At 47.8% G+C, this 12,697-nt stretch carries 8 protein-coding genes; 7 read left to right on the top strand and 1 reads right to left on the bottom strand.

Going from position 1 to position 12,697, the window contains the following annotated elements; all coding sequences use genetic code 11:
* Nucleotides 1-374 precede the first annotated feature (374 nt).
* The 3 genes from secA (at nucleotide 375) to P364_RS0118640 (ending at nucleotide 5,426) form a co-directional block, all read left to right on the top strand.
* On the top strand, nucleotides 375-2,879 hold the full coding sequence (gene secA / locus P364_RS0118650; RefSeq protein WP_024631597.1) for a preprotein translocase subunit SecA: 2,505 nt from the start codon (nucleotides 375-377) through the stop codon (nucleotides 2,877-2,879).
* Between the two features lie 428 nt (nucleotides 2,880-3,307).
* Nucleotides 3,308-4,421 (top strand): peptide chain release factor 2 gene (prfB, locus tag P364_RS0118645; RefSeq protein WP_152532723.1). Its coding sequence is split into 2 segments (ribosomal slippage): nucleotides 3,308-3,379 and nucleotides 3,381-4,421, totalling 1,113 coding nucleotides; the frame shifts between segments, so codons are not numbered across the junction.
* A 99-nt stretch (nucleotides 4,422-4,520) separates the two neighbouring features.
* On the top strand, nucleotides 4,521-5,426 hold the full coding sequence (locus P364_RS0118640; protein WP_024631595.1) for a YitT family protein: 906 nt from the start codon (nucleotides 4,521-4,523) through the stop codon (nucleotides 5,424-5,426).
* Between the two features lie 221 nt (nucleotides 5,427-5,647).
* Here P364_RS0118640 and cls read toward each other — a convergent pair whose 3' ends face one another.
* Nucleotides 5,648-7,096: a cardiolipin synthase gene (gene cls / locus P364_RS0118635; RefSeq protein ID WP_024631594.1), complete on the bottom strand. Its 1,449-nt coding sequence runs from the start codon at nucleotides 7,094-7,096 to the stop codon at nucleotides 5,648-5,650.
* Between the two features lie 331 nt (nucleotides 7,097-7,427).
* Between cls and argC the strand changes: the two genes are divergently transcribed.
* From argC to P364_RS0118615, 4 genes are all read left to right on the top strand, one after another.
* The gene (gene argC, locus P364_RS0118630; protein ID WP_024631593.1) at nucleotides 7,428-8,477 is read left to right on the top strand and encodes an N-acetyl-gamma-glutamyl-phosphate reductase; all 1,050 of its coding nucleotides are present in this window, start codon (nucleotides 7,428-7,430) and stop codon (nucleotides 8,475-8,477) included.
* Between the two features lie 116 nt (nucleotides 8,478-8,593).
* Nucleotides 8,594-9,832, top strand: a complete 1,239-nt coding sequence (argJ, locus tag P364_RS0118625) for a bifunctional glutamate N-acetyltransferase/amino-acid acetyltransferase ArgJ (protein WP_173405234.1) — start codon at nucleotides 8,594-8,596, stop codon at nucleotides 9,830-9,832.
* A gap of 321 nt (nucleotides 9,833-10,153) precedes the next feature.
* Nucleotides 10,154-10,993, top strand: coding sequence for an acetylglutamate kinase (gene argB, locus P364_RS0118620; RefSeq protein WP_024631591.1), 840 nt, complete (start codon nucleotides 10,154-10,156; stop codon nucleotides 10,991-10,993).
* Between the two features lie 266 nt (nucleotides 10,994-11,259).
* Nucleotides 11,260-12,516 (top strand): acetylornithine transaminase, encoded by a 1,257-nt coding sequence (locus tag P364_RS0118615; RefSeq protein ID WP_024631590.1) that lies wholly within the window; start codon nucleotides 11,260-11,262, stop codon nucleotides 12,514-12,516.
* The last annotated feature ends 181 nt before the right edge of the window (nucleotides 12,517-12,697 follow it).

Here is a 12,697-nt window from a genome sequence, read left to right as displayed (position 1 = left end):
TCGGAGAGGCTTCGAAAGTTCAAAGAAGTGTGTCATGGCGTGTTGCGGCGACCCTTACAAACTGTTACAATTTATGCAAGAGAATCATTGTCCTGATGAGGAATTGTCAACGAATGATCGCTAATCATAATCAATGACAGGCACAGCACCATGAACATGATTCATAAGGCTCGGTATTCGGCTTATTTCTAATAACCGGATCCGGTTGAATACCGAATCAGCTTCATGAGGAACCTTGGCAAGCCTGGAGTTGATTCATCCATATTATTACTTATATCGTTTGTCACCCCCGGGCAAGTGGATTCTTATCCATCCGATGGTGTCGCGTGGCGGCAGCAGGGGGTCTATTCTGTTTTGCACGAAAGGGGTATACCATGCTAGGACTTGTCAAAAAGATCTTCGGCGACATGAACGAACGTGATGTTAAACGTCTGATGAAGACGGTCGATGTGATCAATAAACTGGAACCACAACTTCAGGCATTGTCTGATGACCAACTGAAAGCCAAAACGGATGAATTCCGTGCCCGCATTGAAAAGGGAGAAACAACAGATGAACTTCTTCCTGAGGCATTTGCAACCGTACGTGAGGCATCGCGTCGTGTATTGGGCAAACGTCACTATGACGTACAGATGCTCGGAGGCATTGCTTTGCATGAAGGCCGGATTTCAGAGATGAAAACGGGTGAAGGTAAGACATTGGTAGGAACACTCCCGGTATACCTGAATGCATTGATGTCCAAAGGTGTACACGTGGTAACGGTCAATGATTATTTGGCTCAACGGGATAGCCAGGAAATGGGACAAATTTATGAATTCATGGGCATGACGGTTGGGGTTAACCTGAGCGGTATGGACCATGCTTTGAAACAACATGCTTATGCATGTGATATTACGTACGGAACCAATAATGAATTTGGCTTTGACTATCTGCGTGACAACATGGTGCTCTACAAAGAGCAGATGGTACAACGTCCATTGTTCTTCTGTATCATTGATGAAGTGGACTCCATTCTGGTCGATGAGGCACGTACGCCTTTGATCATTTCCGGACAAGCTCAGAAATCAACGGACCTGTATTATGCAGCTGACCGTTTTGTGAAACGTTTGGTTCCAGAAGAAGACTTTACGGTTGACATCAAGGTGAAATCCGTAGCGCTGACTGAAGCGGGTGTGGCAAAAGCAGAGAAAGCATTTGGTATCGAAAACTTGTATGATCATGCCAATGTTACGCTCAACCATCACATCGTACAGGGATTGAAAGCGAACGTAATCATGCGTCGTGACGTTGACTACGTGGTGAGTGATGAAGAAGTACTGATCGTCGATGAGTTCACAGGCCGTTTGATGGCAGGACGTCGTTATAGCGATGGATTGCACCAAGCGATTGAAGCCAAAGAAGGCATTGAAGTACAGAACGAGAGCATGACTCTTGCTACAATTACATTCCAGAACTATTTCCGGATGTACCGCAAGCTTGCGGGAATGACGGGTACAGCGAAGACCGAGGAAGAAGAGTTCAAAAAAATCTACGGTCTCGAAGTATTGCAGATCCCAACGAACCGTCCGAACAAACGGGATGATATGGCTGATGTGGTGTACAAGAGCATTGATGGCAAGTTCAAAGCGGTTGTGGAAGAAATCGTGGAACGTCACAGCAAGAACCAGCCAGTTCTGGTTGGTACGGTATCGATTGAGAACTCCGAGCGTCTTTCGGACATGCTGAAACGCCGTGGAATCAGACACCAGGTATTGAATGCCAAGTACCACGCTGAAGAAGCGGAAATCATCTCAGGTGCAGGTCAAGCAGGAGCGGTGACGATTGCAACTAACATGGCTGGACGGGGTACAGATATTATCCTGGGCGAAGGTGTCGCTGAAGTGGGCGGTCTTCACATCATCGGTACAGAGCGTCATGAATCTCGCCGGATTGATAACCAGCTGCGTGGACGTGCAGGACGACAGGGTGACCCGGGTTCCACACAGTTCTACCTGTCACTGGGTGATGAGCTGATGAAACGTTTCGGTGCAGACAATGTACTGAACATGATGGAACGCCTTGGTTTTGAAGAAGACCAACCGATTGAGAGCCGGATGATTACCCGTGCGGTAGAGTCGGCACAAAAACGGGTTGAAGGTAATAACTTTGACGTACGTAAAGTCGTTCTCCAATATGATGATGTCATGAACCAACAACGTGAAATTATATATAAACAGCGCCGCGAGGTGCTTGAGTCCGAGAATATCAAACAGATCGTTATGGATATGATCAAACCTTCCATTGAACGTATCGTGGAAGCTCATTGCAGTGACGATATCCCGGAAAACTGGGAACTTCAAGAAGTTGCTGACTACATGAACAGCAAATTGCTGGATGAAGGCTCAGTAACGAAGGATGACCTGTGGGGCAAGGAAGCAGAAGAGATTATCGACTACCTGTTTGAGAAAGTTCAGAACAAGTACAATGCACGTGAAGAGCGAATCGGTGAAGAGATGGTTCGTGAATTCGAGAAAGTAGTTGTGCTCCGCGCAGTTGATAGCAAATGGATGGATCATATTGATGCGATGGATCAATTGCGTCAAGGTATCCACCTTCGTGCCTACGGCGGTACAGATCCACTGCGTGAGTACCAGTTCGAAGGCTTCGAAATGTTCCATCAGATGATTGCTTCGATTCAGGAAGAAGTGGCGACCTATGTGATGAGAGCACAAATCGAGAGCAACCAGGAGCGTCAAGCGGTTGTTGACGAAAGTCAGATCTCAACAAGCGGCGAACCTACGGAGAAACGTCCGGTAAAAGTGTCTGACCAAATCGGCCGTAACGATGCTTGTCCATGTGGTAGCGGCAAAAAGTTCAAACACTGCCACGGTCAAGAGTAGTCAAAGGATTCTTATATATAAGTTGAACTATACATTTACATGAGAACGTAGAGGACAGAAATAAGCTGGAGAAGCGAAGCGTTCGCCTTTATCCCCGGATTTTCACCTTTGAAAAAGGAAATCAAAAAATCTGGGGATAACAGCGATCGGAAGGTTGTTCTGTCATCGGAGTGGTAAGTGTAAATATTCTTTGGCTCAACTTAAATAGAATGACTTGAACGGCTCCTTGCAGCCGGGTATTCCAAATGATCAAGTGAAGGATGCATAACCTGTAATTGGTGCATAGTTATAACTATGTGACCATGATCATGGAGAAGAGGATTGCCGATATAAAGGTGACCGAGACTCCAAGGTGAAGCATCAGATACTTGATCTGGAGGAATGCCCTGGATGCGGGGAGCTTATCTTAATGAAAAGAGGAATTGCACATGATCGATCCAAGCGTGAAGCAGGACCTGCGTGAAATAGGCAAGAAACTAACAAATCTTAGGGGGTCTCTTTGACTTAGATCTCAAGCAAGAGATGATTGAGAACTTCGAAGTGAAGATGTCCGCCCCGGATTTCTGGGATGATAATGATAAGGCACAAGCCTTAATCGCTGAGCTAAACGCGGTGAAGGGTTCTGTGGACCAGTACACCAAGCTGCAGCAGGATTATGACGATGCGGTCATGATGGCAGAACTGGCTGACGAAGAAGGCGACGATGATCTGGCTGTGGAGATCGGTAACAGTGTGACAGCCATCGTGAGAAAGGTAGAAGAGTTCGAGCTACAGCTTCTACTGAATCAACCGTATGACAAGATGAATGCGATTCTGGAGCTTCACCCGGGTGCTGGTGGTACCGAGTCACAGGACTGGGGACAGATGCTGATGCGGATGTACACACGCTGGGCCGAGAAGCGTGGCTTCAAGGTTGAGGTGCTGGATTATCTGGCAGGAGATGAGGCTGGAATCAAGAGTGTCACATTATCCATCAAGGGGCATAATGCTTATGGGTATCTGAAAGCCGAAAAGGGTGTCCACCGATTGGTGCGAATCTCACCTTTTGACTCCTCAGGACGCAGGCATACTTCCTTCGTATCCTGTGATGTGGTTCCTGAGATTGATGACACGATTGAATTGGATATTCGAACAGAAGATCTTAAGATCGATACGTATCGTGCGAGCGGTGCGGGTGGACAGCATATCAATACCACCGACTCAGCCGTACGGATCACTCACCTTCCAACTGGTGTGGTGGTAACGTGTCAGAATGAACGTTCACAGATCAAGAACCGTGAGCGGGCGATGACGATGCTTCGTTCCAAATTGTATGAACGTAAAATTGAAGAACAAAAACAGCATCTGGACGAAATCCGAGGAGAACAGTCGGATATTGCGTGGGGTAGCCAGATTCGCTCCTATGTATTCCATCCCTATAGTATGGTAAAGGATCACCGTACGAGCGTAGAGACGGGAAACACTGGTGCAGTAATGGATGGCGACCTCGATGGATTCATCGACGGTTATTTGCGCAGCCAGATTAAAGTAGAAACCGATTAATCAAAAGTTCCTGTATAGACCCGATACGTGTAGGCGTATGCTGGGTATATACAGGGGCTTTTTTTTGAGCATATATACAAAAAAGGAGAGCACGATGACATGCAGCAGCAACAGCATTTACACAATAACCGCAAGAAGAGGCTAACTACCCTCATTCCCCTGAACGGTCCATGGAGAAACGTCGTGGATACCGTATCCATCATATTAGGTTCGTTTTTGATTGCCGTGGCCTTTAATTTATTTTTACTTCCGAATCAGATTGCTTCAGGTGGGGTTTCCGGGTTATCAATATTAGGCAAACAATGGCTGGGGCTTGAGCCGGCATACACTCAGTGGGCTATTAATATTCCACTTCTGATCGCGGGTTTTCTCCTGATTGGCAAGCAGTATGGTATCCGTTCAGTGCTTGGCAGTATCGTTCTGCCTTTGTTCGTATTTCTCACGAAAGATTGGGCGATTCCAACAACGAATCCACTGCTCGGTTCACTCTATGGAGGAATTGGGGTTGGTCTCGGGATTGGGATTGTCTATCGGGGGAGAGGTTCAACAGGGGGCATGAGCATTCTTGCCAGGATTGTACAAAAATATAGTGGGCTAAGTTATTCTCTTTGCGTCGTGATGATGGATGCTACAGTTATTATTATGGCTGCCTTTGTACTGTCATTGGAACAGTCGCTTTTTGCTCTAATCGGGTTATACGTTACCGGAAAAGTCATTGATGCCGTCGAGATGGGGCTTGGTTACTCGAAGGTAGCTTACATTATATCCAACCAGACCGAACCGATTACGAAGGTGATTCTGGATGATCTGGATCGCGGACTGACGAAGCTGGAGGCAAAAGGTGGCTACACCGACGATCAGCGAACCGTTCTGATGGTGGTCGTTGGACAGAATGAGGTGCCGAGACTGAAAGCCTTGATACGGTCCGTTGACCCGGGGGCTTTTGTCATTATTAGCAATGCGCATGAAGTATTGGGTGAAGGTTTTAAGCGTGAGGAAGTGTGAGGTACAGCGAGTAGGCAATTTATAAATTAAACTTAACATTCACGTGATAACAGAGAGCAGTTTAAGCAGTTCGTTTAACTAACAAGAGTAAGCATATAAATCTAAAAAAAGCAGGTACTTCTCCACCAGACATGGCTGGAAAGGAAGTACTTGCTTTTTGTTTTGTCTTTTGAACGAAAATCACTGTACTACTTACTGTATATCTACTATCACTATTATATCTACAGAATCGGAGACAGCAGACGAGAAATCGCTTCTTTAAATTTGATCTTCACACTGCGTTTATTGTATTCATCAAGCGTCATCTCACGGGATACAAGAAGATCATGCTCAAACGTCTGCACAAGAGCAGTCGCAATTGCTTCGTCATACATAAATGCATTTACCTCAAAGTTCAGGCGGAAGCTGCGGTAATCAATATTAGCGGTTCCCACGGATGCGACCATACTGTCGATAATGAGCGTTTTGGCATGAATAAAGCCGTTATCGTATATAAATACAGTTGCCCCCACTTTTAACAACTCACCGATATAAGACAGCGTGGCCCAGTATACGAAGGCGTGATCCGGTTTATTGGGAATCATAATGCGAACATCAATCCCTGACAGGCACGCAAGACGAATGGCTTCGAATACACTGGCGTCCGGGATAAAATAAGGCGTCTGTATGAGAATGGAGTGTTTGGCACCATTGATCATTTTCAGATAACTGTTTTTGATGTGCTCTGTCTCAGCATCTGGTCCGCTGGATACAATCTGCATCGCAGTTGTTCCTGTCCCCTCAATATGAGGGAAATGCGCCGGAACATAAGGGGTATCATGCTGCTTGGACGCTTCATTCCAATCGAGAAGAAAACGGGTCTGAAGAGCATGAACAGCATTACCCTGAATACGCAAATGCGTATCGCGCCAGTATCCGAACTTGGAATTCAAGCCGAGATATTCATCCCCTACATTAAACCCGCCTGTATATCCAAGGTTACCGTCAATAATAACGATTTTACGATGATTTCGGTAATTCATACGTAGGTTAATCAGACTGAATTTGGATGGGAAAAAGACTTCAACCAAACCGCCTGCTTCGCGTAATTCTTTGAAAAATCGTTTGGATACCCGCCGCGAGCCCAGCGCGTCATACAGCAAACGAACTTTGACACCTTCCCGCGCTTTGCGGATGAGTGCATCCCGGATTCTTTTGCCGAGTCGGTCGCCCCTATAAATGTAATATTGCACATGAACATGATCTTGCGCTGCTTCGATATCATCGAGTAACCGCTGGAATTTGTCTGTCCCGTCGGTAATAATCTCGACCGCATTGTCCTCGGTCAACAAAGCATCGTTCTGCTTCAGGTTCATATAAATCATGTCCTGACTGCTCTCTGTCGCTTGATTACGGAATGGTGTTCGGTTGTCTTGCAGTTGTTCAAGCTGGGCGGCAATACGTTCTTCAAGCCCGAGCTTCTTGCGCTCTTTCCACTGGAAAAGCCGGTAGCGCGTCAGATTTTGCCCTGTTAATAGATAGAGTACAAACCCGAAAACCGGAATAAAGTTCAAGACGAGCAGCCAAGCCCAGGATGCACTTGCATCCTTTCGTTCGAAGAAAACGACCGCTGCTGCGAAAATAATATTCAGGCCCAGGAGTACAACAAGTAAAATGGATTCGATATGCACTGTAGTCCCCCATGTCTCATAATGACCATCATGAATCCATTCATAAACCCTTCCTCGTATAGATTGATTATGAAATAGACCCTGGTTGTAATGTTTCCTATAATACGTATTTTAGCAGAAGTATACGGGTTCGTCCGCAGATGTTGGAAAGATATGTTCAGGATACAACATTATCCGTGTTAAATTGATGGTAGAGTGTTGTATTTATATAACTAGAGTTGTATAATAATACACAAATATGCATAGAAGCGACGGAATTGCTGTATGAACGTCCCTTGAGGGCAGGAGAACAGTTATAAGTAGCGCATACAACAGGATTGGGGGAGCGAGAGTGAATAACAAATTAAAAGTGGCAATCGTCGGTTCCACCGGCTACGGCGGGGTGGAACTGATTCGTTTTTTCCAGAACCATCCGCAGGTAGAAATTACTTCGGTAATCTCTTCATCCAGCAGTGGTGAGTCCATCGCAGATGGATTCCCGCATTTGACGGACGTGATTCTGAGGCCACTCGACGGCGTAGATCCGGCTGAGATCGCAAGTCGTGCAGATCTGGTGTTCACAGCAACCCCGTCTGGTGTAAGTGCGAAGATCGTTCCAAGCCTGCTTGAAGAAGGTCTTAAGGTCATTGATCTCTCTGGAGATTTCAGACTCAAGGATGGAACGGTGTATGAAGAGTGGTATAAACATCCTGCACCATCTGCTTCATTGTTGGAACAAGCGGTATATGGCATGGCAGAGGTGTATGGAGACGAAGTGAAGGGCAAGAACTTTATTTCCAACCCAGGCTGCTACCCAACGGCGACGTTACTTGGATTAATTCCAGCTGTTGAGGCAGGATGGATTGATCCTACCAGTATCATTATTGATGCCAAATCCGGAGTATCGGGTGCGGGACGGGGAACAAGTCTGACGAATCATTATGCAGAAATGAATGAGAATTTCAAAGCATACAAACTCAATAAACATCAGCATATTCCCGAAATTGAGCAAGTGCTGGGCAATATCACTGGAACTCCAGTCACAGTAACATTCACAACGCAGCTGGTGCCAATGACGCGTGGGATCATGAGTACGATGTATGCCAATCTAATTGGCGAACACAGTGACCGTGAAATCGTTGATCTGTACCGCAAATATTATGAGAATCGTCCTTTTGTGCGTGTGCGTGAGCCGGGGATCTGGCCTTCAACGAAGGAAGTGTACGGATCGAACTATTGTGATATCGGATTTGCAGCTGATCCTCGTACAGGTCGTTTGACGATTATTTCGGTCATTGACAACCTGGTGAAAGGTGCATCCGGGCAAGCCATTCAAAATATGAACCTGATGATGGGATGGGAGGAGAACCTCGGGCTGAACATGACGCCGGTATATCCATAAGGGTTGAATTATTGGGGGAGCGTCCAGACGCAATTCCGAAACCATGTGGGGAAGACGGATCAGGCAAAGCAAGCGGACAATCGGCATGCAGCCGAACGCATAACGGGGGATAACATATGGAAACGAATGTGGAGCAAAAGGCTTTTACGATAGTTGAGAACGGAACGATTGTAACCCCGCGCGGGTTCAGTGCTGGCGGATTGCATTGTGGTTTGAAAAAAACATCTCGCAACGACATCGGAGCGATCCGCTGTGACGTACCGGCAACTGCAGCTGCGGTGTATACAACGAACGTATTCCAGGCCGCACCTTTGAAAGTCACGCGTGAGAGCTTGAGCAATGGATGCCTTCAGGCAGTCATCGTGAACAGCGGGAATGCCAATGCCTGTACCGGACAACAGGGGGAAGAGGATGCCTACGCCATGCGTACGGCGGCTGCACGTGAATTGGGCGTAGCGGAAGAGGATGTTGCTGTCGCTTCCACAGGTGTCATTGGTGAATTGCTGAAGATGGACGCTGTGCACTCGGGGATTAGCGGACTTCCGGCACGCTTGGGCAAGGAAGCAGGAGAAGCAGAGCATTTTTCCCAAGCTATTCTGACAACTGATCTGGTGAAAAAAGAAGCCTGCGTCGCCGTTGAGGTGAACGGCAAAACGATTACAATTGCAGGTGCTGCCAAAGGATCGGGGATGATTCATCCGAATATGGCGACCATGCTGGCCTTTATGACCTCGGACGCAGTCATTGGCGCAGAAGCGTTGCAGCGCCTATTGCGCCAGGCGACCAATCATACATTCAACATGATTACGGTAGATGGAGATACGAGCACGAACGACATGCTGGTGGCAATGTCCAGCGGTCTGGCAGACAACGAAGAGCTGACCACGGAGCATCCGGATTGGGAAGCTTTTGCTGCTGGATTTACCTATGTGTGCGAAGTACTCGCCAAAGCCATTGCGCGTGATGGTGAAGGAGCAACAAAACTGGTTGAGGTACAGGTAACAGGTGCGGTAAGTGATGAATCCGCGCAAGCCATTGCGAAGACTGTCATTGGATCGAGTCTCGTGAAATCCGCCATGTTTGGCGCGGATGCCAACTGGGGACGAATTATTGCAGCTGTAGGGCGCGCAGGACAGCCGGTGAACCCGGAGACGGTTGATATCCGTCTGGGAGACATTTCTGTACTTGCTCAATCACGTCCTGTTGTATTTGACGAAGAAGCGGCACTGGCCTACTTGCAGACCGATACCGTACGTATTGTAGTCGATCTGTACCACGGCGAGGGAACAGCCATCGCTTGGGGCTGTGACCTGACGTATGACTATGTACGAATTAACGCGGCATACCGCACGTAATTAATATTTTGAATTAATTTTATTGAAGCTAACAGCTTCCCTATAAGAAGCTGTTTCGTAAATATATAGAAAATGTATAAGGATTGAACTTTATGTGGTTGCTGATACCTGGCGAAGGCAGTGGAGAAGTCGGAATCGATTCTGTAGAAGCGTAGCGTTCGCCTTTGTCTCCGAGTTTTCCCCTTAGAGAAGGGGAATCCCAAAAACTTGGAGACAACAGCGATCGAAAGAACGATCCGGATTCGGAACGGTCAGCCAACGAATATCGCATTAAATAAGTGTTAAGCCCTTTAGAACTTTTTAAACGAAAGGAGTGCCCTCATGAATTCAACATTGCAAAATGAGAGTACCGGAGCTGAGGCAGGTGCCGAGAAGCAGACGTTTGTTATGAAATGCGGAGGCAGCACGCTGGCGGCGTTGCCTGACTCCTTTTTTGCAGATCTGCGTGACTTGCAGTCCCAGGGAACTCAGCCGGTCATCGTGCATGGCGGCGGCCCTGCAATCTCGGATAATTTAGCGAAGCTGGGCATTGAGACCGAGTTCGTGAACGGATTGCGGAAGACGACGGAACCCGTGCTGGACGTCGTGGAGATGGTTCTTGCAGGGAGTATTAACAAACAAATCGTACGTCTGATCCAACGTGTTGGTGGACGTGCGCTGGGTTTGTCGGGTGTAGACGGTGGTCTGATCCAGGCGAAACCGGTTAGCAACCATGCAGAGATTGGCTGGGTAGGTGACGTAACGGGCGTTAACGCGGAGATTATTCAAGGAATTGTAAATATGGGTTATATGCCAGTTATCGCGCCGGTTGGTGTAGATGCAACTGGTCAGCGCTATAACATCAACGCGGATACAGCCGCAGGTGCCGTAGCTTCCCATCTTGGAGTTAGCCGGATGATTGTAGTAACCGATGTCCCTGGCATCATGAAGACCGCAGGCGGCAAGAAAAAAGTATTGGCAACTGTCTCCGTACAGGAGATTGAGGATATGATTCAAACTGGAGAAATCTATGGCGGCATGATTCCAAAGGTGCGTGCAGCGATTGCTTGTATTCACGGCAAAGTGCGTGAGGTCGTAATCGTAGACGGCAGCGAACCACAGATCCTGAGCCGTGTGCTTGGCGGAGAAACGATCGGAACCCGAATTATGCGTATGCAATAATGCGAACTTGTGATAACCAGTGGAATCAACATTTTGTACATGAAGTTTTGTGAAGGGGTGCATAACACGATAACGAAGAGTGCAGAACCAATCTGAAGAAGCGAAGCGTGCGCCTTTATCCCCGGGATTTCTCCCGTTGAACAGGGAGTCAAAGAAATCTGGGGATAACAGCGATCGGAAGATGGTACTGCAATCGGAGGGTCTAGTGTTATGTTTTATTCACCTTATAAGTGTACTCATACAAAGGAATAGGAGTGTGATAGGTGATGGCAAAAGGCAATGAACAACCAGGTTCTGGCACAGCAGTAGCGGGCGTAGCGGCGACAGGTGCAGCGGCACAGACAGATAGCTCTCTTTTCCAAACGTATGCGCGTTATCCAATCAGCCTGGTCAAGGGTAAAGGCAGCTGGCTATGGGATGATCAGGGCAATCGTTATCTTGATTTCATGTGCGGGTTGGCTGTAACGAGTCTGGGCCATGCACCGGAGAAAGTCGGAGCCAAGCTGAAAGCGCAGATTGATGAGCTGTGGCATGTATCCAACCTGTTCCAGATTCCGGGTCAGGAAAAAGCAGCGGCTTTGTTGACAGCAAATACATGCGCAGACGCGGTGTTCTTTTGTAACAGTGGTGCAGAAGCGAATGAAGCGGCAATTAAACTGGCTCGTCGCTATCACCAGAAGGTAAAAGGCACAGGTCGGTACGAAGTTATTACATTTGCCCAATCCTTCCACGGACGGACACTCGCAACCTTGACAGCAACTGGGCAGGATAAGGTGAAAGAAGGATTTTTGCCATTGCCAGCCGGATTCGTAACGGTTCCTTTGCATGACACAGCGGCACTCGAAGCGGCGATCGGACCCAATACAGCAGCGATTATGCTGGAGATGGTGCAGGCCGAGGGTGGAGTACATCCGGTCAAACCGGAGTTTGTCCATCACGTTCGGAAAATGTGTGAAGAGCACGGACTGCTGTTGATCGTAGACGAGGTTCAGACAGGAATGGGACGTACAGGCAAACTGTTTGCGCACGAGCATTATGGCATTGAGCCGGACATTTTCACCGTAGCTAAAGGTATTGGTAGTGGATTCCCTGTAGGTGCGATGCTGGGTAAAGGTTATTTGAAAGATGCGTTTACTGCGGGCAGCCATGCAACGACTTTTGGCGGTACACCACTCGCTTCCTCGGTTGTCATTGCAACGATTGAAACGATGCTCGAAGATCAACTGCCAGAGCGTGCAGCTGAAATGGGCGAATACCTGATGAACTCTCTGCGGGAGCGTTTAGCTGGTAAGTCGTTTGTAAAAGAAGTTCGGGGTCTGGGTCTGCTTGTTGGGATCGAATGTGCTGAAGCGGTGGGAGACATCGTGCTCGCTGGTCAGAAGCGAGGCATTCTCTTTGTTTCCGCAGGACCGAATGTCATTCGTCTGCTTCCAAACTTGTATGTGAGCAAGGAAGAGATCGATGAGGCGGTATCCTTGGTAGCTACGTTAATTGAAGAGCATGTGGCGGCGAAGAACGCTTAATAAGACTTTATAGAACCTTTCTGACTCGGGGCCTTTACTGGCCTCGAAGCAGAACAAGATGATGAATCCCTGTAGCCGCGCGGTAAATTAGCAGAAGATGAAAGTGAGCAGCCGGATGGCAAGAGCTCAAGCTTCTACACTCTTCTGCCCATGCGGGTGCAGGGAACCGGAAATAAGGAGG

It is taken from the genome of Paenibacillus sp. MAEPY2 (assembly GCF_000499205.1).
GTDB classification, from domain to species: domain Bacteria; phylum Bacillota; class Bacilli; order Paenibacillales; family Paenibacillaceae; genus Paenibacillus; species Paenibacillus vandeheii.
This window is presented reverse-complemented; position numbering and strand designations above follow the sequence as displayed.

Coding starts and splice junctions, on each gene's coding strand:
- P364_RS0118640 (WP_024631595.1), top strand. CDS start 4,521: ATGCAGCAGCAACAGCATTTACACAATAACCGCAAGAAGAGGCTAACT.
- P364_RS0118615 (WP_024631590.1), top strand. CDS start 11,260: ATGGCAAAAGGCAATGAACAACCAGGTTCTGGCACAGCAGTAGCGGGC.
- secA (WP_024631597.1), top strand. CDS start 375: ATGCTAGGACTTGTCAAAAAGATCTTCGGCGACATGAACGAACGTGAT.
- argJ (WP_173405234.1), top strand. CDS start 8,594: ATGGAAACGAATGTGGAGCAAAAGGCTTTTACGATAGTTGAGAACGGA.
- argB (WP_024631591.1), top strand. CDS start 10,154: ATGAATTCAACATTGCAAAATGAGAGTACCGGAGCTGAGGCAGGTGCC.